Annotated in this window: 29 protein-coding genes; 6 read left to right on the top strand and 23 right to left on the bottom strand. The window is 63.0% G+C overall.

Translation table 11 applies throughout. The annotated features are described in order from the left end of the window. Position 1: 1 nt before the first annotated feature. The 3 genes from GGQ88_RS17790 to GGQ88_RS17780 form a co-directional block, all read right to left on the bottom strand. Positions 2–2368, bottom strand: coding sequence for a type IV secretion system DNA-binding domain-containing protein (locus GGQ88_RS17790; RefSeq protein ID WP_183614816.1), 2367 nt, complete (start codon positions 2366–2368; stop codon positions 2–4). Further along, positions 2355–2648 (bottom strand): ribbon-helix-helix protein, CopG family, encoded by a 294-nt coding sequence (locus GGQ88_RS17785; protein ID WP_246386277.1) that lies wholly within the window; start codon positions 2646–2648, stop codon positions 2355–2357. Before GGQ88_RS17785 ends, GGQ88_RS17790 begins: the two co-directional genes overlap by 14 nt. Before the next feature lie 302 nt (positions 2649–2950). After that, the gene (locus tag GGQ88_RS17780) at positions 2951–3598 is read right to left on the bottom strand and encodes a TetR/AcrR family transcriptional regulator (RefSeq protein ID WP_221214757.1); all 648 of its coding nucleotides are present in this window, start codon (positions 3596–3598) and stop codon (positions 2951–2953) included. 239 nt (positions 3599–3837) lie between these two features. On the opposite strand from GGQ88_RS17780, the gene GGQ88_RS21575 reads away from it, so the two are divergent. Next, positions 3838–3960: a hypothetical protein gene (locus tag GGQ88_RS21575; RefSeq protein WP_281372519.1), complete on the top strand. Its 123-nt coding sequence runs from the start codon at positions 3838–3840 to the stop codon at positions 3958–3960. Positions 3961–4123: 163 nt separating this feature from the next. Here the strand turns inward: GGQ88_RS21575 and GGQ88_RS17770 are convergent, their stop codons facing one another. Then, on the bottom strand, positions 4124–4435 hold the full coding sequence (locus GGQ88_RS17770; RefSeq protein ID WP_183614813.1) for a hypothetical protein: 312 nt from the start codon (positions 4433–4435) through the stop codon (positions 4124–4126). A 427-nt stretch (positions 4436–4862) separates the two neighbouring features. Further along, positions 4863–5906 carry a DUF2493 domain-containing protein gene (locus GGQ88_RS17765; RefSeq protein WP_183614812.1) on the bottom strand — a complete coding sequence of 348 codons (1044 nt, stop codon included), beginning with the start codon at positions 5904–5906 and terminating at the stop codon, positions 4863–4865. Between the two features lie 574 nt (positions 5907–6480). On the opposite strand from GGQ88_RS17765, the gene GGQ88_RS17760 reads away from it, so the two are divergent. Together GGQ88_RS17760 and GGQ88_RS17755 are read left to right on the top strand one after the other, a co-directional pair. After that, complete coding sequence (locus GGQ88_RS17760) at positions 6481–6750, top strand: hypothetical protein (protein WP_183614811.1); 270 nt, start codon at positions 6481–6483, stop codon at positions 6748–6750. A gap of 180 nt (positions 6751–6930) precedes the next feature. Continuing rightward, positions 6931–7920, top strand: a complete 990-nt coding sequence (locus GGQ88_RS17755) for a GSU2403 family nucleotidyltransferase fold protein (RefSeq protein ID WP_183614810.1) — start codon at positions 6931–6933, stop codon at positions 7918–7920. 462 nt (positions 7921–8382) lie between these two features. Here the strand turns inward: GGQ88_RS17755 and GGQ88_RS17750 are convergent, their stop codons facing one another. The 11 genes from GGQ88_RS17750 to GGQ88_RS17700 all read right to left on the bottom strand — a co-directional run bounded on the left by GGQ88_RS17750 (position 8383) and on the right by GGQ88_RS17700 (position 14526). Further along, a complete protein-coding gene (locus tag GGQ88_RS17750) occupies positions 8383–8640 on the bottom strand; it encodes a helix-turn-helix domain-containing protein (RefSeq protein ID WP_425490460.1) in 258 nt (85 codons plus the stop codon). Positions 8641–8735: 95 nt separating this feature from the next. After that, a complete protein-coding gene (locus GGQ88_RS17745; protein WP_246386274.1) occupies positions 8736–9548 on the bottom strand; it encodes a hypothetical protein in 813 nt (270 codons plus the stop codon). Between the two features lie 97 nt (positions 9549–9645). After that, positions 9646–10035, bottom strand: coding sequence for a type II toxin-antitoxin system VapC family toxin (locus tag GGQ88_RS17740; RefSeq protein ID WP_183614808.1), 390 nt, complete (start codon positions 10033–10035; stop codon positions 9646–9648). Further along, positions 10032–10277, bottom strand: coding sequence for an AbrB/MazE/SpoVT family DNA-binding domain-containing protein (locus GGQ88_RS17735; RefSeq protein ID WP_183614807.1), 246 nt, complete (start codon positions 10275–10277; stop codon positions 10032–10034). Before GGQ88_RS17735 ends, GGQ88_RS17740 begins: the two co-directional genes overlap by 4 nt. Positions 10278–10438: 161 nt before the next feature. Beyond that, on the bottom strand, positions 10439–10999 hold the full coding sequence (locus tag GGQ88_RS17730; protein WP_221214756.1) for an RES family NAD+ phosphorylase: 561 nt from the start codon (positions 10997–10999) through the stop codon (positions 10439–10441). Positions 11000–11002: 3 nt separating this feature from the next. After that, entirely contained in the window at positions 11003–11347 is a 345-nt protein-coding gene (locus GGQ88_RS17725; protein WP_230190342.1) for an antitoxin Xre/MbcA/ParS toxin-binding domain-containing protein, read from the bottom strand. 87 nt (positions 11348–11434) lie between these two features. Continuing rightward, the gene (locus GGQ88_RS17720; RefSeq protein WP_183614805.1) at positions 11435–11992 is read right to left on the bottom strand and encodes a hypothetical protein; all 558 of its coding nucleotides are present in this window, start codon (positions 11990–11992) and stop codon (positions 11435–11437) included. Positions 11993–12295: 303 nt separating this feature from the next. After that, positions 12296–12760 carry a Ros/MucR family transcriptional regulator gene (locus GGQ88_RS17715; RefSeq protein WP_183614804.1) on the bottom strand — a complete coding sequence of 155 codons (465 nt, stop codon included), beginning with the start codon at positions 12758–12760 and terminating at the stop codon, positions 12296–12298. A gap of 245 nt (positions 12761–13005) precedes the next feature. Beyond that, a complete protein-coding gene (locus GGQ88_RS17710) occupies positions 13006–13260 on the bottom strand; it encodes a hypothetical protein (protein ID WP_183614803.1) in 255 nt (84 codons plus the stop codon). Between the two features lie 86 nt (positions 13261–13346). After that, positions 13347–13682, bottom strand: a complete 336-nt coding sequence (locus GGQ88_RS17705; RefSeq protein ID WP_066213939.1) for a single-stranded DNA-binding protein — start codon at positions 13680–13682, stop codon at positions 13347–13349. Positions 13683–14181: 499 nt separating this feature from the next. Beyond that, the gene (locus GGQ88_RS17700) at positions 14182–14526 is read right to left on the bottom strand and encodes a thermonuclease family protein (RefSeq protein WP_183614802.1); all 345 of its coding nucleotides are present in this window, start codon (positions 14524–14526) and stop codon (positions 14182–14184) included. A 400-nt stretch (positions 14527–14926) separates the two neighbouring features. Between GGQ88_RS17700 and GGQ88_RS17695 the strand changes: the two genes are divergently transcribed. Both GGQ88_RS17695 and GGQ88_RS17690 read left to right on the top strand, forming a co-directional pair. Beyond that, positions 14927–15115, top strand: a complete 189-nt coding sequence (locus GGQ88_RS17695) for a hypothetical protein (RefSeq protein ID WP_183614847.1) — start codon at positions 14927–14929, stop codon at positions 15113–15115. Between the two features lie 325 nt (positions 15116–15440). Further along, positions 15441–16673: a DUF1173 domain-containing protein gene (locus GGQ88_RS17690; protein ID WP_183614801.1), complete on the top strand. Its 1233-nt coding sequence runs from the start codon at positions 15441–15443 to the stop codon at positions 16671–16673. Positions 16674–16679: 6 nt separating this feature from the next. On the opposite strand, the gene GGQ88_RS17685 is transcribed toward GGQ88_RS17690, so the two are convergent. From GGQ88_RS17685 to GGQ88_RS17665, 5 genes are read right to left on the bottom strand one after another with little or no spacing between them, the layout of a single operon-like run. Then, positions 16680–17231, bottom strand: coding sequence for a hypothetical protein (locus GGQ88_RS17685; protein ID WP_246386271.1), 552 nt, complete (start codon positions 17229–17231; stop codon positions 16680–16682). 41 nt (positions 17232–17272) lie between these two features. Further along, positions 17273–17785, bottom strand: a complete 513-nt coding sequence (locus tag GGQ88_RS17680; RefSeq protein WP_183614800.1) for a hypothetical protein — start codon at positions 17783–17785, stop codon at positions 17273–17275. A gap of 53 nt (positions 17786–17838) precedes the next feature. Continuing rightward, positions 17839–18162: a hypothetical protein gene (locus tag GGQ88_RS17675; RefSeq protein WP_183614799.1), complete on the bottom strand. Its 324-nt coding sequence runs from the start codon at positions 18160–18162 to the stop codon at positions 17839–17841. After that, positions 18149–18613: a hypothetical protein gene (locus tag GGQ88_RS17670; RefSeq protein WP_183614798.1), complete on the bottom strand. Its 465-nt coding sequence runs from the start codon at positions 18611–18613 to the stop codon at positions 18149–18151. The genes GGQ88_RS17675 and GGQ88_RS17670 overlap by 14 nt, the downstream gene beginning before the upstream one ends. A gap of 52 nt (positions 18614–18665) precedes the next feature. After that, positions 18666–19286, bottom strand: coding sequence for an SOS response-associated peptidase (locus tag GGQ88_RS17665; RefSeq protein WP_019054460.1), 621 nt, complete (start codon positions 19284–19286; stop codon positions 18666–18668). Between the two features lie 97 nt (positions 19287–19383). Between GGQ88_RS17665 and GGQ88_RS17660 the strand changes: the two genes are divergently transcribed. After that, complete coding sequence (locus GGQ88_RS17660) at positions 19384–19575, top strand: DUF6771 family protein (protein ID WP_019054459.1); 192 nt, start codon at positions 19384–19386, stop codon at positions 19573–19575. A gap of 12 nt (positions 19576–19587) precedes the next feature. On the opposite strand, the gene GGQ88_RS17655 is transcribed toward GGQ88_RS17660, so the two are convergent. Continuing rightward, complete coding sequence (locus GGQ88_RS17655) at positions 19588–19935, bottom strand: hypothetical protein (RefSeq protein WP_246386268.1); 348 nt, start codon at positions 19933–19935, stop codon at positions 19588–19590. A gap of 173 nt (positions 19936–20108) precedes the next feature. Continuing rightward, positions 20109–20630, bottom strand: a complete 522-nt coding sequence (locus GGQ88_RS17650; RefSeq protein WP_183614796.1) for a DUF736 domain-containing protein — start codon at positions 20628–20630, stop codon at positions 20109–20111. Positions 20631–20734 lie beyond the last annotated feature (104 nt).

Raw genomic sequence — 20734 nt, 5'->3', positions numbered from 1 at the left:
GCTACATCTCCATGCCGTCGCCGGGCGTGAGCGGCAGTTCGGGAGCTTGTCCGGCGCCGTCCCGGGTGCGTTCATCGCGGGGAGCTGGCTCAAGATTTTCACCAAGTTCGCGGTTGGCCTGGACCGCGCGCACCGCACCCGTCTTGCCTCCCGCGCGCGGGGCGGACTTTGCCGACCTGGCGGTGTCCCGATTCGCTTCGCGGGACACGGGGGCGGAGGCGCGCACGGCAGAGCTGGAGCGGTACTGCATCTGGTTGGCGATGCTGCTCGCGGGAATCGGATGTGCAAGAGCAGCTTGCTCGATCTGGCGGGCAATCTCCTCGTGGCTGGGGAAGGGTGCCGTTGCCGGTTCGGGCGCAGGCTCGGCCTCGCGCGCGATGTCGGCTTCGAGCGCGTCCTTGTTCTCGCGCCCGCCCGCGTCATCGGACGAACTGTCCTCGTCTTCGTCGCCGCCAAGGTCGAGCGCCACATATTCGATCGGTTCGACATTCTTGCGCAGGATGTATCCCGGCGCGACTGCGGGGTAGTCCTTGTACTGCAGCTTGATCCGCGCGGCATCGAACCCTTCGGGGAACACCAGAATGCCAAACAGCGACTTCAGCTTCATGATGTCGGAGGGCAGCATCAGGGGCTGGAGTTCAGTGCGCGGCGTGATCGTCGCGGCATCGCGAATGGTCGAGTAGCCGTAGCTGTAAGCCTCATCCATGACCCGCACTTCGCGCTCACCGATGAACTGCGAACAATGCTCGGCGGTGTCATGATCGGCCGCCGACAGGATGAGTTTGGTGCGCGCCAGCGAGGCGAGGTTCTGCGCGCCTTCCTTGCCGTAGGTTTCGGCAAGTTTGGCGAACGAATGGATGCCCAGCACGAAGGCGCCGCCGAAGCCCCGCGCGGTTTGCATGCCGTCCTCGATCGCGGGCAGGCGGTGGAGCGCATGGACCTCGTCGAAGAAGAACCAGGTGCGCAAGGAGCGGGTGCGCGGCAGGCGCATCAGGCTGTGCACCGCAAGGTTCATCCACAGCGACAGGAGCGCGCGATTGAGCACCAGTTCGGTGTGCGAGGAAGTGATGAACAGGATCGAGCCGGGCTGGTGTTCCTTGCCGATCCAGTCGCGGATCGAGAAGTGCGCCTTGCCTTCAGGCAGGAAGCGCAGCGCCTGCGCATTGGTGTTGAACACCGCCCGGATCGATTCTGCCATTTTGGCCGCCTCGGGCGCGGTCAGCGGATCGGCGACGGTATGCTCGAGGAACTTGTGGACCTCCTTGAGGTCAGCCATCATCAGCTTGCTGGCAAGCGCCTGATTGTTGGCCTGACCGATCCGGACAAGCTTGACGCAGGTTTCGACAAACAGCGTGCGCGCCGCCAGCATCCAGAACGGTTCCGCAGCCCCGCCGTCGCTCGGCAGCAGGGAGGCGGCGATGCCGATGAAGTCGGCATGGTTCTTGGCTTCATCGAAGATCGACCAAGACGGGCAGCGCTCGTCCATCGGGTTGAGCACGACATCAGTTTCGGGATCATAGAACGCCTCGACATAGGCCCCGGTGAGATCGAACACGACGGCGCGATCCTGGCGCAGGCGCATCTGCGCAATCAGGTCGCGCATCTGCGTTGTCTTGCCGGTCCCGGTCGAGCCGATCATCATCGCGTGGGCCTGCTCGGTCCGCCACGGATAGGGCACACCGGCGATCGTGTAGGCATGGTGGATGCCGGCAGCCTTGCGCGTGGCAAAGGGCATGGCGAGCACCTCTTCGAGGCCTTTGCCGGGCAGCCGCTCGGCGACTTCGGCGATGAGCGCGGCGCGGTTGTGTGCGTGGACCGCCTTTGCAAGCGTGGACGCATCGACCAGCATCGCGCCGCGCTGGTGGCGCTCTTCGAGGATCGCCTTGCCGCGCCGCCTCGAGTAATCGACGAACCAGACCGTGAGCGGCAGCGTGACGAACAGCGATATGAACAGCGAGCCCAGGATCGCGCGCGTCATCTTGTCCCAGGCGATCACCACGTCGGGGTGCGATGCCACCATGCCGATGGGGGCGGGAATGACCTCGCCCGAAGGCAGCGTGAGATTGATGACCTTGGCGCTCGAGAACTCCATGAAGCTCCATCCCGCGGCGTAGATCCGCATCATGATCATCTGCACTTCGTGTTCGTGAAGGCGCAGCGCGAGCGCGATCGAAACGATGAACAAAAAGGCGAAGAACCAGACAAGAAACGGGAGCTTCGCCGAAGCGAACCACATCAGGTATTCGTGGGTGATGAGCTGCGAGCCGCGGGTGAAGTTTCCGGCATTACGCGGCGTCGTCCCGCGCGCCGAATGGTGCTGCAGCTTGCCCGGGCGGGACTGGTCGGACCAGACGTCAGGCCGCGCCATGGAGCGCCTCCATGCGGCGCTCGGCCTCAAGCAGCAGTTCGTTGTGCACGTCGGGGTATTCGCGCTGGACGATGAGGTCGGCGACGAGGAACTGGTACTCGGCCGAGAACTGCCGACGCCGCTCTGCATCGCCCGCTCCTGCAAGCGTGCCGAGATAGGTCTCGAGCGCGGCGCGCAGGATGATCGAGGTATTGACCGATTGCGCGGCAGCAGCCTGGTCGAGTGCTTCGGCAAGCCGCCTTGGCAGGCGAACGGAAACGCGGGTTTCGTCTGTCATCATCAAAGCCCTAAGCGAGGGCCCGATGGGAATTGCGCGAAGCCTTTTTAGGCCATTGGCCAGCGCTTGGCAAGTGAAGCGCCATGAACTACAGGTGTGTGACGCAGTCTGACGCACAAACGGCGCAAATGCGTTGTCCGCCATAATGTCCGACGAATGTCATACGGCGGCGGACAATCGTACACCCGCACAAATCCGCCGAATATCCAACGGCATGGCCGTGTAGGGTGTGCTTGTTCTCCCCTTGATCCTGTAGCGATGATAGGTCGCGGGTTTCGGGCGAATTCGCCTGAATCCTGTGGGGATTAATGAGAAGGCCAATCGGGACGGAACATCTGCAGAAATGCAGCGGCCGCCACTACCCCGTCGTTGTTAGCTAGGGGCTCGACACGCGAATGCGGCACATTGAAGATCAGCGACTGGAATGTGTTCCCATGGCACAGAGACAGTAGCAGATCGGCAGCCGTGGGAGGGTCCGGGATGGTCAGTTTCCCCAGTCGGTGAGCGTCGGTAAGGAACGTGATCAACATTTGTCGGGTATTGGCGATCGCGCAATCAGAAAAGGTTTGTCCGACTTCCGGAAATCTTACTCCTTCGGCAATCACCAACCGATGGAGCGCTATCGATTTCGGACTGCAGATGACCCGAGCGTACACCTCGCAAAAGTGATGAATGCTCTGCTCTATTCCCTCATCGAGGTTGAGAGATGCGAACAACTGTCCTTCGAGGGCACTTGCCGCCCGAATCAGAACCGCAGCAAGAAGGCTCTGCTTAGTGCGGAAGTATGTCCACAAGGTCGATTTCGATCCGCCAAGTCGGGCGGCAATGCCCGACATAGTGGTGGCCGCAAATCCGCGCTCAAGAAAGGCGGCTTGAGCCACGTCCAGAATCACGTCACGCCGCTCGGACTGGCGTTGCTGTCGACGGGAATAAGTCTGCTTCGCGGTGGCCATGGACATAATCGCAGTCAATAGCGCAGTGAATTGCGGTATGCAAAATCGGTAGAATCGTGAGGACTTGTCGAATCGCAAAACAGACATGATCCTCGCGCGCGGGAGGTTTCAGCGCCAACCAACGAGGTATCATCATGGCCAGGAAAGGAAGTCTTGAAGCGGAACGACAGGCGATCGCAAGGGAGCGAAGCGCTCTGGAAGCGCGCGAAGCGAAGCTGCGGGAAAGCGAGCAAAATGCCATGGCCGAACTGCTGAGAAAATCGGCACTCGGCAAGGCACCGTTCGAGCGGGTTGAAGGCTTCTTCGCCGCACTCGGAAAGCTCGGCCTGGACGAAGCCGAAAAGCGCTTGGCGAAAAGCTGAAACCGGTCTCGCAAGAGACCAGCACAGCCGGGGTTCCCAAAGTTACTGCCTGCATCCGCAGGCAGTCGAGGGGGACCCCGGCTGCGCTTTATTCAGGCTCACAAAAATGAGGGGCCGGAGAGCCCCTGACGAGCCCTCCGGCGCTGTGCGATGCTTCTGCATCTCAGAACGGGCAATCCGCGTCCCATTCGGGATCCATCACCACGCTCATGAAGCTCGCGGCACGGGCGATGTTCGCCTCGTCGAAGTCGTCAGCCATCATGCCCTGCACCGTATGGACGATCCGGTCGATCAGGCGCTGGGGCAGTGCGTTGTAGTCGCCCTCGTCGATGGCGACGAAGCAGCCCTCGTCGTCCTCGATCACGTGCTGGTCGAAGAAGCTGTGCTGGGCCCGGACAGTGGCCGCGCGTACCGCAGCGTCATAGCTGATGGGATCGAAAGCCGGGATGTCGAGTGTGGTCGTAAAAGCGTTCATGTGAGCCTCCTGTCAAAATCATTGAAGAGGCCTCCGAAAAGATGACCGAGCTTGGCCCGGGTCAGGAACGGGCCGCCCGCGGCCCGCCGCGAAGCGGGGGTGGGGGAGCCGATTTTTTCGCCTTCTTCAGGCGTAAAAATTGGGGGAACCGCCCTTCTTGACGCGGGCCAATGGCGGTCATCATGCTTGGAATTCTGCGAGAGTGTTTAACCCCTGTTGGTCAGCACCCCCGGTGGCCCCATAAACGGCTCTTGCCAGCCCGGCCGATGCGAAGGCTTCGCGCCAGCAGGCCGCATGGCCGTCACTGGCGGGGGCCAGAAGCGAGCGAGCCGGGCAGGGTGCAGTGCCTCCCGAGCGACAAAAAGAAGGGCATCCGGCGGTTAGACCGGACACCCTTCTGGTTGATTTGAACGCAAGCAGGCCTCACTCAGAACGGTGGGAGATCGTCACCACCCGCCACGCGCTTCATCGCTGGGCGCTCGGCCTGCGCCGGAGCTTTGGCACGCGTCGCCGGAGCCTCGCTCTGGGCCGAAGCGTCGCGCACGATGTGGAGCGGAATGCGCGCTTCGCGCAGCCGATCAGCAAGGTTCGCCTGAATGCCGCCGCCGCTGCAGACTACTGCCTCTACAGGCTTGAACGCGAGCATGCGGGCGTTGCGCTGATAGGGTGCCGAGGGTCCCCGCGAGGTATCGGGCTTGCACAGGATGACGGGCACGTTGTGGCTCGATGCCCAAGCTGCTGCGATGACGTCCGCGCCCTTGTTCTGGGCCGTTGTTGCCAGCACCATCGAGGGGATGCGTGTGCGGATCGCGCCTAGGTAGTCTTCAACCTTCGCAATGTCGGTGAACTGCTGTCCGCCCGAGAAGACCACGACGGGACCTGTTGGAGCAAACTGTTCGCGCCGCTGCGCACGTTGTGATGCCAGATAGTCGCGTGCCTCGATCATCGATGCGTTGGACTTTGACGAAACCCGCGAGCCGCGCACCGGCGAGAAGGGTCGGCCGGTTTCGACGAGATAGATTTTGGCGGCATGGTCGCGCATGCATTCCATCGCGTCGCGGCACTCGGCAAGGCTGCGGGCCTGCATGGTGAGGTCCTCAAGGTCGGTCGCGTAAACCTCGCTTGGATCGTATTCGCGCAGTTTCTCCTGGAGACGGTTGGACATCGCGTCCTCGCGGTCGTCGAGCCGCTTCGCCACGACATGGAAGCTGTTGGCGATGCCCCAGGCAACCTCGCTCGCGAAGTCCTCCATCCGGGTGTCACGGAACAGGTCGAAGACCGTTGCCAGCATCATTTCGATCGCCGCCTGCGCCACATCCGGATCAGGCATTTCAGCAGCGCTCGGTTCATGCTCGATCGAGAGCTTGGCCAGCTCGGTTTGCTCCATGAATGCCCGGGCGTAGTCGGGCGTGGCGATTTCGCGCGCATAGTGTTCGGCAAGGTCGGCGAAGTTCGAGAAACGGTCCGTCATGATAACCTCCAAAAGGAATTGTCTCTCATCACGCTGATGAAAGATGCCCATCGGAGGGACGCCGGAGTCAGGCAGTCAGGGACGGCGGCGCGCACGCGCTGCCGCCGCTTGGCAAGCGGGCGTGGGGGGAGCCGATTTTTGCTCGCAAGGCGGTAGCCGCAGCAGGTCAAAATCGGGGGGCACCCGCGATCCTTGACGGCCGCCAATCTCCCAGGCGTCATGCTATGGCGATGCTGATTTCGCTCAGCTACCGAGATGAGAGAGAGATTACGGTTTTGCCCCCGAACCCCTTCAGGGCGTTCGGGGTTAACCGCAAAACGCCATATCCTCTGCGTCCCGCCGTTGCGCCCAGGACGGGGTTAGTGCTCAGGCTGAAAGCGGTGCGCCCTGGGTGCGCCATCCTCGGCGCGACCAGCAGCAAAGGAGGGACCCCTTGCCGGAGCCTGTCTGTCGGCCCGCAAGGCCCGGTGCGACAGCACGGGCGCGGGACCGAGTGCGCCATTCTTGGCAGGGCCGCTCAATCTGAAATGGCTCTCGTGGGCAGCATATTGCATCGTTAGAAGGAAGTACCGCCATGGAGTTCGACGACCAGATGCGACGCTTCTTCGGGACCGATGATCTCGGAGCGGTTTCGCCCGATGGCCTGGCCAGCGGGATCGAGCGCATGCTGGTCGAGTTCGGGCTTGAGACCGACAAGGGACGCAGGTTCGCCATGTGGTCGCTGCTCTACATGCTGGGTTCTGCGCCGGACCTCGATGTGGCGTTCAAGGACCCTCGCGACCGCGAAGCGGCGCGGACATTCATGGACCTGCTTGATCAGGCCAATGCCGGTGAGGGCAGTTGACGGCATCAGGCTGACGCTGATGAACATGGAGCATCAGCGACGCCCGCTGGCCGAAAAGGGGCTAGGCTGCCAGGCATCTTTACCCTGCAAATGGACGAGTTCCGCGTTTTGCAGGGTAACTCTTGCATTTACGGCATTTACCCTGCATTTTGGTCAAATCCTCCAATTGCAGGGTAATGCATGAACTTCCAACCGTTCTCGGACGAACAGGCGAGGGTGATCGTCAATCTGGACCAGGCCTATCACGTCTGGATGGATGCGCTGCGCACGCTGAACGATATGCCTTACAATATGCGGATCAAGGAGGTTTCTGGGCGAGAGTACCTTTACGAAGTCACCGATCGTCGCGGTAGCATGAAAAGCAAGGGGCCGATCGATCCGGAGAAGCAGGCAGAATTCGACCAGTACAAAACCGAAAAAGCCGAACTGAAGGACCGTCTTGCGCATTCGAGGGAAACGCTCACGGAACAAGCCAGCCTTTATCGGGCGCTACGTTTGCCCATGCTCCCCGCGGACGCCGGCAAAATTCTGCGCGAGGCCGATCGACTCCGATTTCTTGGGGACCAGGCCATGGTCGTTGGCACCAACGCGCTGATCGCCTACGCTCTCGAAGCCAACGGATTCATCCGCGATGCGCCGCAAGAAACCATGGATTTCGATATGGCACTGACCGGGATCAATGCCGACGAAGATCGACCAACCTTGTGGAAGGTCCTCAAGGAAACCGACATGACCTACTCGGTGAACACCGAGCGGCCATTTCAGGCACGCAACGCAAAGGCGTACGAAGTCGAGATTCTCTCGGCACCGAGCCGGATAGGCGGGCAAATTGCGCAAGACCGCCCGCGACCAATCCCGCTCCCGGAGCAGGAATGGCTTCTGAACGGTCGGCAGGTTGATCGGGTCGTCGGCGTGCGCGATGGCGAAGCGGCCCGCATGGTGGTTCCTGATCCGCGATGGTTTGCCCTGCAGAAACTGTGGATGGCGGAAAAACCGGAACGCGACCCGCAAAAGAAGCCCAAGGATCACAAGCAGGGCACTGCCTTGCTCGACGCCATTTGGCTGACGATGCGGCACTATCCAATGGACAATACCTTTTTCGAAGAACTGCCCGATGCATTGAAGCCACATTTTGAGCTTTGGGCGGCGAAAAGACCGCAGCGGAAGTGAGCAGTTAGGTCTTGCGCAACCCGGGATCGCCAATGAGATGTCGGCGAGGGCAGCTGACTGCATCAGGCTGACGGACGGCGCTGGGATATATGTCGTCCTGACAATCGACCCGTCGCGGTACAGGCAGGTTCGCCGCCGTTGAGCGGATTCTTATGTTACAAAACCTCTATCTATGAACGATCTAATCATAGGTTTTGTAACAGTCGACCGGCCATTTCTGTTAGAAAAATTCAGTGATATTTCTAACAAGAGTGCGCAGTCCTTGAGGACCAGAAACCGTTCAGCAAGGCCTGTCGTGAGCCGGCACCGTAAATCGCAAAATCTCGGGCGGACCGGTCACTAAATCTCGTTTTCTCGGGAAATGGGCTTCTTAAAGCACGATTTCTCGGACTGGCCGCTGCGAATGGCGCGGCGATCACAATTTCCCAACGAGCAGCCCGGCCCGCTCGCGGAGCCTGTCGCTCATGACCGGCGGCTCGCAGGAGAGGCGATCTGGACGTCGCATCCGAGCGTCGCGATGACCTGAAGCGCTTTGCCGAGTTGCAGTGTCGGCTTACCCGCTTCGAGATCGACAATGAGGCGGACACCAACGCCGCTCACTGCCGCAAGCTCTGCCTGCTTCAGGTTCTGCGCCTTACGTTCGCGGCGCACGAGGAGACCAAGTGAAGTGCTGTCCATATTACCGAGCGGGAAATTCGGCTCGATTGTGGCCGATTTCAAGTCATTTATTCCCGCTCGGGAACAAATGCACAGATCTAGGCATCAGTTCATGCAAAAATTCCCGAACGGGAATGTCAAAGCGATGAGAAAGATGATCAGTGCAGAGTCTCTCCGTCGCGATTGCGGAGGGGTTCCTTGTCGCATTGCTGAACCAGCCATGCGATCGCGCCAGGCGTCCGATACCAGTCGATGCCAAGCTCCTGAGCATACCAAGCCGCTTCATTCTCCTGCCCGGGAGAATAATGGTCGCTTGTGGCGTACCAGAGCCCCGGATCGGCGAGATATTTGGCGACATGACGGTTCGCCAGCAGCGCGTTCGCCGCATTGGAGCGAGCTTGCTCGCTATCTCCGGTCTCCTTGTACGCGAGCAGCACACGCGTAAACTCCATGAAAGTCGAGATTTCCTCGCCGTGTTCGTCAAGCAGTTGCTGCGCGGTCTGGTTTTCTTCAGCCCGGACCAACCAGGTCAAAAGAACATATCTCACACCCTGATTATCGTTCGTATTCAGTTCGAGCATCTCACGAAGGTGATTGATGGCTTCCTGTCGAGCGCCCGAGAACCACAAATCCTCGGCCAGGGCATGACGCGCACGCATGTAGGGTCGGGTTTCCACAACCAGCCAGAACTCACCCCTGTCTTGGGCGAAGCGGCTCTCGCCAATGGCGAGTTCGCCCGCACAGACAGCGCGCAAGAGATATTCCCGACGGCTCTCATCCGACAGATTGCGCAATTGCGAAAGCTGCAGCCAGGCATCAGCGCAAAGCGGAGAATGTGCTAACGCCTTACGGGCAAGGGCATTGCGCCGAGACCGGTCATCTTCTTCCCAGGCATCATAGGCGAGGTCCTGCGCACGCCTTAACTCCTCGGTGCTCGTACCACGACCAGCTGACCGCACCAATTCGCGCATTTCGGCACAATCTGGGAAGCGATTGAGATCAGGACCTGATTGCTTCAGAGGCTGGCTCCTGCCTATCTTGGAAGGTGCTGCCGCCATTCTGCAGGACTTAGCGGATCACCGAAACGGCGACACCGGCGGCATCGGCGACGATTCTCCATTGCTTGTCCGCGGTGAGGGCAGTGAGACCATCGCGTCGGGCCAGCGCAAGGCAGAACCGGTCGCCGAGCGACAAGCCGGCCTCGGCCGTCGTGGCGCGCAAGCGACCGGCGATCGTCGCGAGGCCTTGGTCGGCGTCGACGATGGCCATCGGCAAGGGCTTCAGCATCGCATCGACTTCTCCCGCAGGCATTCCGGCATGGATAAAGTGACTGACAACCTCCGCATAGTTGACGCTGCACATGCGCGAATCCGCAATGGCCTCGGCAACCTTGCCCGCACCGGGCTCGTCCCGGAGCAAGGCAAGGAGTGCCGAAGCATCAAGCACCACTTCGCTCATTCTCCGGATTCCTCACGGCGGCGGGCGAGGAAGGCATCGACCGAAGCCTCAGGCTTCGAACCGGTGTACTTCTTGGCAAGCGCTTGCGCGTGGGCGATCGATTGCGCGACCGTTCGCAGGATGACCCCGTCCTCAGTTTCCTCAACCAGCAAGGCGCCACCGGCAGCCAGGCCGAGCCGCTTGCGGATATCGGCCGGCAAGCTCATTCGGCCGTTCGGGGTGATCGTCACTTGAACCGTCATGGCAGTGCTCCAGTTCGCCCGAGAACGTCCTGCGAAAGGCAGCATTCGGACATGATTTTCAGCTTATGCCATAAATCTGAAAACATGTCACGGATGATCCAACGTGGCATGATCGCCCAAATTGATAATATTTCTTATGTTAAATCAATGATTTAGATGAATCACGTATTGTCAGGCCACGATGACTGGTCGCGCGGTAATCGCTGCTCGTCGTCGATCACTTCAAGACGATGCGGGGCCTCGCGGCTCCAGGACCACAGCACCAGATTGCGGTCATCGACCGTAGCTCGCGAAGCGAAGCTTGGCACGATCACGCCGGCGCAGCCGGCGGCAATGAGCCGATCGGCCAGTTCCCAGGTCGGAACGGACTTGCGGTCGCCGGCATGACGCTCCCAGGCGCAGCTGAGCTGCGCCAAGGTGACCTGCGCTGCATCTCGCACGTCAGGGCTGGTCAGGTCGAGAATTTCCAAAAGATCGGCGCGGTAGCTGCAGATCGTAAGGGGCTGCGCCTTGAAGGCGAACCCTTGCTGTGCCTCGAGCCAGGCGGTTTCGAGGCTGAGCGCCGCATAGAAGCACGCCGTGCCGACGCGGTTGAAGCGGCCGCCGTGAAGCTTCGCGCCTTCGCCCGATTCCGGATCATAAGCCCAGGCCGGATGATGCGCCCGATAGACCAGGCCGTCGAACCGGGTGAACGGCAGAGCCGATTTCGAAATCTGGCCCAATGGTCAGGCAAAGCCGCCAGCGGCAATCCGGCCGAGATAGGTGCGAACCTTCTCGCCCTGTCCCTGACGGACAAGCTCTTCCGCCGTGGCGTCGCCGAAGGACGGCAACGGCTGCGATCGGTACCATGCATAGGCAGCAAGTTCGCTACCCGCCCAGGGAATGACCCGGTTGATGATTTCGCTCATCTCACGCAGCCGCGACTGGGTGGCGATGCTGCTGCTGCGGGCAGCCTTCGAGACGGCATCGCGTGACAGTCCAGCGGCGAGCGCCAGTTCGGACTTGGTGATATGAAGCGCCGCCGACAACCTGTCGACCGAGACGCCCTTGTCACCGGAGACTTCACTCAAGAATGCCGCGCTCGCCATTTGCCTCACCATATGCCAAATATTAGGGGCATTATATGCGGCGTGTTTGGAAAATTGTCAAGCTGGGCATCAGGCTGCGAACAGTTCGCCCTGGCCCGTACCGGACGCTCGAACCGCGCCGATCATTGGCGCAGGCCTGCGCAGCAGCTTCAACACGCCCGGATTGACCACATAAACTGCGTGGCGGCCGCCGCCGCGATTGCGGTGGTTGGTGGCGTAGCCCGCGTAATGGCGTGTTACTAGACCGGCACGCGCCAGATCCGAGATCGCGCGGCTGACATTGGCGCGGCCCACGGCCAGGACCTGCTCCTCGACTGCCTGGTCGATCTGAGCGGCATCGCGGGCCTCATCGCCGGAGAGTTCACGCCCAAGCGAGGCAGCAACGCGCGCGCGCAGCGCCGCGCGGCGGCCCTGCTGTTCGCTCAAGGGCAGCAGCTGGGTGCAGAGCCAATCGCGCAGGAGTGCGGGCTTTCCATCCCGGCAAACAAAGGGACCGGCCTGCCCTCGCCCGTCAGCGGCTTCGGAAACGAGTTGAAGAACCAGGAAAGCGTAGCGCGGCCGGTTCGAGACCTCAGCCAGCACCGCGTAAATGCCGCCAACGCCAGTGATCGCTGTCTGTTGCTCCATGGATCAGCATTGAGCACAAAAGGTGAATCCTGTGAATCCCCTTTCGTTCAAGCCATGTCGTTTGTCGCCCGTGACACTTTGCCCGGCACCGCCCGCGAAGGGGCGGAACCTGCATGTTCGGCCAAATGGCATGGCAGATCAGCCAGAGCGGCCCGGGCGATCCCATGTTCCTGCCAAGGCTGATGTCGATGATGACACTCTGCCCCGAGGGCAAAGTGTCACAGACGGCAGGGCATGCGCCGATAGGTCGACAGAAAATGGAGCCAATAAATGAGGCTGACACCCGGTGTCGGAGCATCAGGCTTAGCTGAAGGCGACCCCAAGCTTCTTGCGCGCCTTGGGCTCCGCAGCAACCTTGGCCTGCGCTTTCGGGCTTTGTCCGGGCTTGCGGCCAAGCCCGATCCGGACGGCCAGTTCCTTGCGCTTGGCGGCATAGTCGGGTGCGACCATGGGATAGTCCGCAGGCAGGTTCCAGCGTACGCGGTATTCGGCCGGCGTCATGCCATGATCGGTGCTGAGGTGGCGCTTGAGCATCTTGAACTTCGCGCCGCACTCGAGGCAGGTCACCGCATCGGGTTTGATCGATGCGCGGACCGAGACAGCGGGTATGCGCACTTGCTCGGTCGGCTCGGGCACCTGACCAAGCGAAGCCAGCGATGCGTAGACCGACTGGATCAGGCCCGGCAAATCACCCGCCGCGACCGAATTGTTGCTGACGTGGGCAGAAACGATGTCGGCGACGTGATCCAGGAGCATTTCATCGGCCATGGCGTGCGGTCTTTCTCTAATTGGCGATGGCGGACCCTATGGGCCGCGGCCGCCAAATGCCAGTGCCGTTGGCTTGCGCTCCAGATCGGCATGCGCAAAAAAATGGGGCGAGCTTGCGCCGGCCCCTTGGAAAGTTTTGGGAGAGGATGCCTGAAAGGCATTCCTGATATGGGGCGATGCCTTAAATGCTGCAAGTGCGAAATAAGATCCGGCAGTTGCATTCTGTGCAACGCGCGCATCTGCCTTCACCCCGGCGGCCGGTAGGGTGGAGTCGGATCGGCAAACCGGCGCGGATTGGCAAGTTCGGTACGGGCGACAAGGAATGTGTAGCCGTCCCATTCGCGCCAGGGGTGATACCGGCCCGCCTCATCGAGGCGGCCGTAGCAGACCCGCGCGAGGACGGTCGGAGAGGCAGGATCGTCTTCAAGCAGGGTCACCGTGAAGGTGCCGCCCATGCCGCTGGGCGTATCCCAGACCGGCGTGTCAGTAGTAATGATCATCGCTCTGATCTTTCGTCTCTGTGAGGAAGTGGGGGCGCATTTTTGCGCCCTTTCGGGAGGCGGTGCTGCCGCCTCCCGGGCTCCGGTCAGAGGAAGAGGACCTCCTCGGCGACGATCTCGACCGCGTAGCGTTCGACGCCCTCGCGGTCCGTCCACTTCGAGTAGTGGAGGCGGCCCTGGACTTCGACCATGTCGCCCTTCTTCTTGTGCTTGGCGACCGAAGTGCCGAGGCCGTTGAAAGCGGTAACGCGGTGGAATTCGGCGAGGGTCTCGGTGTAGCCGGCCTCGTTCTTGACCGTCTTGCCATCGACCAGCTTGGGGCGGTCGGTGACGAGGGTGAAAGAGGTGATCGCGGTCTCGCCGGCGTGGCGGGTTTCGGGTTGGCTAGCGATGCGGCCGATCAGGATGACGAGGTTCTTCATGGGGTTTCTCCGTGGCTTGAATTCGGCGGAACCGCCCGCCGATGAAGACCACAGGCAGGGCCAAAGGCCCGGGCCCGCACCGAACGCCAAAAATCAAACGGGCGTGAGGGAAACCCAAAAGCGAGGAGTGGTGCGGCAAGCCCGCAGGGCTTCACGGTCCGCTGCTTTTGGGTTGCGGCCAGGGACTGGCGCTGCACAGGTTCATCGGCAAGCGAAGGGCGGTTTCGTCAGTTCAAGCCGCGGGTTTCCCAGCCAACCGGGCTCGTCAGCCTTGGCTGCATCCCGTCAGGGCATCCCGGCACCACGCCAGTGCGCCAATCGCAGTCACCCGCCCCCGCTCCGGCCTCCGCCTGAGCATGTCGAGGCAAGTCAGAACGAGATCGCGCGAGAGACCCCGACTTCTCTCCGCCCAACCGACACGGCCTTGAGCGTCCGCGCGTGCACGAAGAGCGGGGCTGGTCCGGGAATATCAGGGAGCAACCGAGTGAGAATGGGCGCGTCAGCGCCAGGGCTTCGCGAGGCCCTGCGCGATCAGGTGGTCACCGGCGTCCACGCCGTTCACCGAGATGGTGGCAAGCGTCCGCCCATAGGGGTCAGTGCCATGCCGCGTGATCATGACCCGACCGCGCGAGACGAACCGAATGAGCGCGACGCGCGATGCTTCCCCGGCAGCGAAATCACACCAGGCGTAGGACCGGCGACGGTCCTGACACTTGGGACTGTCCGGCAATTCGGGTGCATCGATATTGGCGATGCGCACTCGCTCGCGGCCGCAGCGGATTGTGTCGCCATCGTGGACGCTGGGCGAAAGACAGAGGGCGGCGGCGGCAAGGACAATGGACATGGTGCAAGACCCTATCGTCAACCGGGCGGCGCGCCAACCAACCTTTCCCCGCGCGAAAACTCCACTGGCCCCGATCGTTACCCGAAAGGGCCGGCATTCATGCCGGCGAGCTTGGGTGAGCAGCGGCGCGAGAGCGGCGTTGCCTCACCTTAGCGAGTAGAGCGGGTCGCCCCAAGTCCCGCGCGGGGCGCGGGCGCAGGGGTGCCCCCTTCCCCTTTGCTCGAAAGACATCATCACCACCTTATCAATTACCGCCAACACCGATATGCTGCGCTCTTCGCGCAGATGCCAAGGCCCACTGCCGCAGGCAGGAGCGTGCCGGCGGCAAGTCCAAAAGGACTGCCCGAATGGAGCCGCCGATACGGGGCCAAGCCGTGTCCGCAGGAGAGGAGATAAGCCAATGACGGATGGACCGGAAATGCCGAGCGCATTGCAGGTTGCACAGGCGCTGTCACACGTGCTGCGCGCCAAGCTCGCCGATCTAGCCGCCGTGACGATCAGCCTCACCCGCGAGGAAGCAGCGCTGTGCCTCGGGCTGGCCGATGGCGTTGCCGAGAACCTCGGCAGGAACGACGCAGATCACAGCTGAGGACTCTGAAGCCAAACAGCAGCCTGGCGGACGTTGAGCCCGAGTTCGCCGAGGAGCTCGCCGGCCTGCTCGCAAGAGATGGTCGCACCGCGGAACAGTGCGGCATCGACCAGACGCAACCCGCCAAGGTCCACGCCGCGCACACCCGCAAGCCAGGGTGAAGCGATCTTTCCCGCACACCCGTCCCGGGAGCCGAACCTTGCCGCATCCGCAAGGCCAGCTTAGACTGACCCCAGCGTGCCTATCCGGGGCCGCGTCAAACCGAAGGAGATGCGCGAGAGGTCGAACGGGCAGCGTCGATCGCGAGAAATTGGAAGGACCACCAATGATCCAGCGATACCGTGTGCTCGGCCGCAGCGTGGCCGAAGGCGATGAACTTCAGTCCGTGCTGCGCGACGCCTATAAGCGCAAAGGCAAGGTTCTGTGCGAATGCCGCAAGGGGACCGAGCTTCCACTCTACATCTCGCACCGCCAGACCCGTTACGTGCTCGCCCGTTGGCCAGGCTCGGGCGCGCGCCATGCGACCGCCTGCGATCACTATGAGGCGCCCGATTACCTGACCGGCATGGGCCAGGTGCGTGGGAGCGCCGTCATCGACGATGAGACGAGCGGCGAGACCAGCCTCAAGCTCGGCTTTCCGCTATCACGCGGATCAGCCCGGCTCGCTCCCTCGGCGCTCACCAACGACAAGCCGACGGTGAAATCGTCGGGGCAGAAACTCTCGATGCGCGGGCTTCTGCACGTGCTGTGGGATCGGGCGGAGCTGACCCACTGGCATCCCAAGATGGCGGGCAAGCGCACATGGTTCGTGGTGCGCCGCGCATTGCTCGAGGCAGCGGCCAGCTGCCGGGCAAAGGAGGAAGCCCTGCCGCACGTCCTGTTCGTGCCCGAGAGCTTCAAGATTGAAGAAAAGGAAGAGATCCGGGCGCGCCGCCGCGCGGCGCTGGCCAGGGTCTATGCCTCGCGCGACGAGATGATGGTGGTGGTGGGCGAGATCAAGGAGATCGTCCCCGCGCACGGCGCCGAGAAGATCGTCCTGCGCCATGTCGGCGACATGCCCTTCATGATGGACCAGGACATGGCGCGGCGCTTTCACAAGCGGTTCGCGGGCGAACTTGCCCTGTGGCAGGCTCAGGACGGTCCACATGGCAAAAGTGGTCATCTCGTGCTCGCCGGTTCGTTCGCGCGGCGCCGCGAAGGAACGTTCGACCTCATCGAGGTCGCGCTGATGCCGGTGACGCCCGAGTGGCTCCCCTACGAAACCAGCGACGAGCGCTACCTTATCGGCAAGGCGGTTGCGGAAAAGCGGCGGTTCGTAAAGGGCCTTCGCGTCAATCTCGACACTGACACGCCGATCGCAAGCCTGGTGCTCAAGGACACTGGCGAGCAAGCCAGCGCGATCCATATCCATGACCGTGACAACGAGGTGGCCGAGCCGTTGGAAGCGCTGCTCGCCGGGCAAGGCGTCGCGCACTTGCTGTGGAAGGAGGGCGAGCCGCTTCCGGCCCGCGTCAGTCGGCGGCCGCGGCGAAACTGGGAGCGCCAGGAAGCGGCGTGAGCGCGGTCAGTCCTCGCTGGTCGGGAGCGGCCTGGTCGGCAGGAGGTCGAGGCGCCTGGGCACTTCGCCGATCGTCCGCAGGGCTTCGAGCCGGGCAGCGACCTCGCCCTCGTGCTGGGTGATCTCAATCCGGTTCAGCCCGACGATGGTCCAGACCGCGAGCTCGGGCCGCTCGGTCACGTGGACCGAGTAGGCGATCGGCAGCTTCTCGGGATAGAGCCAGAGCAGCAGCACCGGGAGCGCGCCGAGGTTGGGCCGGCCATCGATGGCGACGAGCGTCATCACGGACGTGTCGCGGTCGTACCGGCAGGTGATCCCGAGCGGCTGCGGGTGTCCGGCAAGGCCGAGGATCGTCTCGCGTGCCTTTGCACCGAACAGGGCGTCGAGCTCGGCCGGCGGTTCGGCACTGGCGTCCTGCGCCCCCTCGGCGAGGAACAGTTCGACCGCGGCAAAGCGCGCTGCTTCGTCGCGGCTGCAGGCAAGCTCAAGAGAGAGGGTGATCGAGGACATGGTATTGGCTTTCAGTTGTGAACCGCGCGTGCCCCGTCCCATCGCCATGGCAATGCGTAGAACGGCGCAATCACGGGAGTTTGAACGGATCAGAGGACCAGATGGCGCTCGACATGGGCGCGCTCGCGGTCCCGCTGCAGATTGAAAACCGGCACGCCGTGGGTCGCAGCGATACGCAGCGCCTGGCCGGTGCCGCCCGAGGCTTCGCCGTCGGCGGTCCAGCACAGCACGAATTCCGCAGGGCTATCGAGGCTCGGTCCCAGCACCTGGAAGACATTGCGCGTGTGCAGCGCCTGGACGAAAGGCGAGAGCCCCGCGAAGGCAGGATGATGCGCGGCGGCTATGTCGCGCGCCCTGCCCCAGAGCTCTGCGCCCAGCGCTTCGGGATGCAGAGTGCTCACCGAACCGCGCCAGCCTGGCGCCGGCAGGAAGATCTGCGCATCGCGGCCGCCCCCACGTTCGAAGGCACTGTCGGCGCCAATCGCGCGGCCCGAGCGCAGGACGTAGCCCCGCTTGCACAGCGCAAAGGCCGCACGGGTCATCAGGCTGAGGATGGGCGGCGGCGTCGCGCGCGCGCCGATCCCGGCGTAGAAGCGAGGCATGGGCTGGTCTCCTTGACGAACGCCCAGCTCCAGCCCCCCTTCCCTCCGCTGGCTCAGTCGTCTGGATACCAGGCAAGCACCGGCGGCGCCGGGTTCACCGCATCGAAGGCGGCGATCCGCGCATAGGTGATGAAGGTCGCAGGATCCCCGAGAGCGACATAAGCGCCATAGAATCGACCGCCTGCATGGACGAAATGGGCGTGGACGTCCTCACTCACCGCCTCGGTGACGAAGAATCCCGGCACGCCCTGGATGTGCGCGGGCGGCAGGACGCCGAGCATGTCGTCGAAGAATGCCTCACTCACCCGCGACAGCGGGAAGCGGGCGAGCAGCGCCGCGCGCGAACGGGCCAGGAGGGCAGCTTCAGTCTCGGTCATTGGAGACATTTCCGGAGACGACGAAAGCCGGGATCGTCACTTCAGCGCGGTCGATCGCGCGTTTCAGATCGCGCAGCCGCGTGAAGCTGCGAATCCACGACGGCGGGAAGAGGACATATTCGTCTTCGCTCGCCGTGTAATCGCGCATCCGGCTCGCCCCGTCGAAGAGAATGATCTCGGGAAGGAAGGCGCCAAGGCAGCCGCCTGACCAGCGGCGAAACGGCAGGCCGTGCTCGGCGCAGAAGTTATCAATGTCGGGGATCTGCCCACCATTGAGCTCGGTGCCGTAGAGTTCGAGCGGCTCGCCTTCGGGCAGCACGGCGGGATCGAAGGGTTCGCCGTCCCACTCGGTGCGCAGATCATAGTCCGCGGCGTGGCCGGCGAAGGTGGCGAGATGTTCGCGCGGCAAAGTGCCGCCGATGGTGATGTGGAAAGGGGCACGGTCGCCCATGGGCAAGGTCCTTTCGCTTGGGTCTGATCCGACCCGCGAAACCCCCCTCCCCTCAGCCTGTTTTCGCTGCGGGGCGCCTCGCGCCCCAGCGCTCGGCTGTGCGATCGACATCGAGTTTGCTGGGACAGGTTTGGCACAGCGCGAAAGCCTCGGCGGGCGTACCTGAAAGCCACTGCTCCCAGCTCTCCTTAGCGAGGACGACCGGCATGCGGTCGTGTACTTCGGCTATTTGCGGACAGCCATCGACCATGATCATCGAATAGGCCTCGCCCCATTCCTCGGTCGGCCGCCACAGGCCTGCGACCGCGAAGAGGTCATCGCCGGCGAGCGAATACCAGGTGCGGGTCATCTGGCCCTTGATCCCCTCGGCCTCTGCCCAGGCGGTGACCGGGATCAGGCAGCGACGGCGCTCGAAGCTCGGCCGCCAGAACCCGGTGCCGAGCTTGTCCTCGCGGGCGTTGTTGACGGGCTTGGGCCTCAGCGGTTGTCCGTTCTTGCCCTTGAGCGCCAAGGGAAACCCCCAGGTCATCACCCGCGCCGCGCCCTCAGCGACGACGAGGCCGGGATAGCCGGGATAGACTTCGGCGGCGAAATTGGCGCCCTCGCCTCCGCGCGCGCCGAACAGCCGGGCGATTTCTGCAGGGGCCTTGGTCATACGGTACAGGTTGCACATGGGCTGATGGTCTTCGGACCACCCTTCCCTGTCAATCGCGACCGGGAGCAGCACCGATGATCTTGCAATTGTGTTCGTGATATGTTCACGTGCAGGTATGGAAAGAATCGATACGTCTGCTGTTGCTCATGCCATCCTGGACGCCCCGGGCTGGGCGCGGGTCGGTATCACTGCCCCAAGCTCGTGCCTACGCGAGGATGCGGCGCTCGAACTCGCGCGCGTGATTGCCGATGCGGTCGATGCGCCGGCAAGCGCGCCTTCGCCCGAGCAGTCCTCGCTGCCGCTCTGATCCCGCGGGGCCTCAGCGGGCCGAGCGCGCGAGCAGCCTTTCGACCTGAGGATCGAGCGAGAAACCAAGACGCCTGGCGATCTCGGCAGCGTGTTCGAAGTCGTCAAGGCTGACGTGGAGCGAACAGGCGAGATCCGCCAGCGTCTCGCCGTCACGCGGTGCGGACAGGGCATGGAGCTTTCCTTGCGCCGTCGTGACCGCAAATGGCCAGGTCATGGCCACGCCGACCACGTTTTCGGCCAGCACGATGAGCGTGTCGCCAGTTTGAATAGTCTCGTCGCATTGCGTGGCATCATAGGCATTGCCGGTGCTGGCAAAGGCATGATGGCGCCGTGTGGTGAAAGCGAAGCGTTCGCTCATCGTCAGCATGTGTGGTCTCCGGAATTTTCCAGGCAAATGAAGAGGCGGAACGCCGGGCGGGGGGCAGTGCCGACGTTCCGCCTCAGGCCGCGCGGGGGGCTCATCCGCGGCCTATGCGAGGACGGCGGGGAACCGCAGCAGCGGCCCCCGCCGGTTGGAGTTGGAGGTGCCGATCAGGCGTCGACGAGGGGCGGCAGCGCGCCGTCGTGTTCGGCGCCGTCCTTGGCGTTGGCGCGGCCGCGCTTGGCGGGCGGGGTCGCGGTGCTGTCACCCAGGCCATCGCCGGCCTGCTCGGTGCCGCGCTCGTCGCCACCGGTGTCGTCAGCCGGGAACATGTCGCTCTCGCCGTATTCGCTCGAGCCGAGCTGGCTGTTGCGGCGACGCGGACGCTGCCAGGCGACCGCCATGGTGCCGTCTTCGCGGGGGAAAGCGGCGATGTAGAGCGGCTGCGCCATCGACGGATCGTCGATCTTGCCCTGGTAGAAGCTCTCGCCGGTCGAGTTCGAGGAGAGTTCGAAGAGCGCGCCGACGATCACCCAGCGACGCTGGTCGTTGAGTGCGACGATTTCGAACTTGGGCGCGCGCTGGTTGCTGGAGGTCACCGGCCGCAGGCCGATGGTGCGCGTGATGGTGAGCGTTTCGACAGAGCCGATCAGCTGGCCGTTGGCGTTCTTGCGGATTTCACCAATGTTCATGGACTGTCTCCTGGTAGGATTGATTGCGACCGAACCCCTTGTCCGATCACTCTCTTCCCACCCCCCTTCCCTCCCGGCCGTCAGGCCGAAGCTGCGGGCTCCGC

The organism is Novosphingobium hassiacum, from assembly GCF_014196055.1.
GTDB classification, from domain to species: Bacteria; Pseudomonadota; Alphaproteobacteria; order Sphingomonadales; family Sphingomonadaceae; genus Novosphingobium; species Novosphingobium hassiacum.
Note: the sequence above shows the minus strand (reverse complement) of the source record. Positions and strands in the feature narration are given on the sequence as shown.

What these genes read in the sequence shown, in the direction of transcription:
- GGQ88_RS17785 (WP_246386277.1), bottom strand. Translation starts at nt 2,648, where the DNA reads ATGATGACAGACGAAACCCGCGTTTCCGTTCGCCTGCCAAGGCGGCTT.
- GGQ88_RS17670 (WP_183614798.1), bottom strand. Translation starts at nt 18,613, where the DNA reads ATGGGCGACCGTGCCCCTTTCCACATCACCATCGGCGGCACTTTGCCG.
- GGQ88_RS17735 (WP_183614807.1), bottom strand. Translation starts at nt 10,277, where the DNA reads ATGACGGTTCAAGTGACGATCACCCCGAACGGCCGAATGAGCTTGCCG.
- GGQ88_RS17680 (WP_183614800.1), bottom strand. Translation starts at nt 17,785, where the DNA reads ATGCCTCGCTTCTACGCCGGGATCGGCGCGCGCGCGACGCCGCCGCCC.
- GGQ88_RS17710 (WP_183614803.1), bottom strand. Translation starts at nt 13,260, where the DNA reads ATGATCATTACTACTGACACGCCGGTCTGGGATACGCCCAGCGGCATG.
- GGQ88_RS17790 (WP_183614816.1), bottom strand. Translation starts at nt 2,368, where the DNA reads ATGGCGCGGCCTGACGTCTGGTCCGACCAGTCCCGCCCGGGCAAGCTG.
- GGQ88_RS17720 (WP_183614805.1), bottom strand. Translation starts at nt 11,992, where the DNA reads ATGGAGCAACAGACAGCGATCACTGGCGTTGGCGGCATTTACGCGGTG.
- GGQ88_RS17760 (WP_183614811.1), top strand. Translation starts at nt 6,481, where the DNA reads ATGGAGTTCGACGACCAGATGCGACGCTTCTTCGGGACCGATGATCTC.
- GGQ88_RS17660 (WP_019054459.1), top strand. Translation starts at nt 19,384, where the DNA reads ATGGAAAGAATCGATACGTCTGCTGTTGCTCATGCCATCCTGGACGCC.
- GGQ88_RS17715 (WP_183614804.1), bottom strand. Translation starts at nt 12,760, where the DNA reads ATGGCCGATGAAATGCTCCTGGATCACGTCGCCGACATCGTTTCTGCC.
- GGQ88_RS17695 (WP_183614847.1), top strand. Translation starts at nt 14,927, where the DNA reads ATGACGGATGGACCGGAAATGCCGAGCGCATTGCAGGTTGCACAGGCG.
- GGQ88_RS17770 (WP_183614813.1), bottom strand. Translation starts at nt 4,435, where the DNA reads ATGAACGCTTTTACGACCACACTCGACATCCCGGCTTTCGATCCCATC.
- GGQ88_RS17740 (WP_183614808.1), bottom strand. Translation starts at nt 10,035, where the DNA reads ATGAGCGAAGTGGTGCTTGATGCTTCGGCACTCCTTGCCTTGCTCCGG.
- GGQ88_RS17690 (WP_183614801.1), top strand. Translation starts at nt 15,441, where the DNA reads ATGATCCAGCGATACCGTGTGCTCGGCCGCAGCGTGGCCGAAGGCGAT.
- GGQ88_RS17675 (WP_183614799.1), bottom strand. Translation starts at nt 18,162, where the DNA reads ATGACCGAGACTGAAGCTGCCCTCCTGGCCCGTTCGCGCGCGGCGCTG.
- GGQ88_RS17685 (WP_246386271.1), bottom strand. Translation starts at nt 17,231, where the DNA reads ATGGCGATGGGACGGGGCACGCGCGGTTCACAACTGAAAGCCAATACC.
- GGQ88_RS17665 (WP_019054460.1), bottom strand. Translation starts at nt 19,286, where the DNA reads ATGTGCAACCTGTACCGTATGACCAAGGCCCCTGCAGAAATCGCCCGG.
- GGQ88_RS21575 (WP_281372519.1), top strand. Translation starts at nt 3,838, where the DNA reads ATGGCCGAACTGCTGAGAAAATCGGCACTCGGCAAGGCACCGTTCGAG.
- GGQ88_RS17650 (WP_183614796.1), bottom strand. Translation starts at nt 20,630, where the DNA reads ATGAACATTGGTGAAATCCGCAAGAACGCCAACGGCCAGCTGATCGGC.
- GGQ88_RS17780 (WP_221214757.1), bottom strand. Translation starts at nt 3,598, where the DNA reads ATGGCCACCGCGAAGCAGACTTATTCCCGTCGACAGCAACGCCAGTCC.
- GGQ88_RS17655 (WP_246386268.1), bottom strand. Translation starts at nt 19,935, where the DNA reads ATGAGCGAACGCTTCGCTTTCACCACACGGCGCCATCATGCCTTTGCC.
- GGQ88_RS17700 (WP_183614802.1), bottom strand. Translation starts at nt 14,526, where the DNA reads ATGTCCATTGTCCTTGCCGCCGCCGCCCTCTGTCTTTCGCCCAGCGTC.
- GGQ88_RS17765 (WP_183614812.1), bottom strand. Translation starts at nt 5,906, where the DNA reads ATGACGGACCGTTTCTCGAACTTCGCCGACCTTGCCGAACACTATGCG.
- GGQ88_RS17755 (WP_183614810.1), top strand. Translation starts at nt 6,931, where the DNA reads ATGAACTTCCAACCGTTCTCGGACGAACAGGCGAGGGTGATCGTCAAT.
- GGQ88_RS17705 (WP_066213939.1), bottom strand. Translation starts at nt 13,682, where the DNA reads ATGAAGAACCTCGTCATCCTGATCGGCCGCATCGCTAGCCAACCCGAA.
- GGQ88_RS17745 (WP_246386274.1), bottom strand. Translation starts at nt 9,548, where the DNA reads ATGCGCGAATTGGTGCGGTCAGCTGGTCGTGGTACGAGCACCGAGGAG.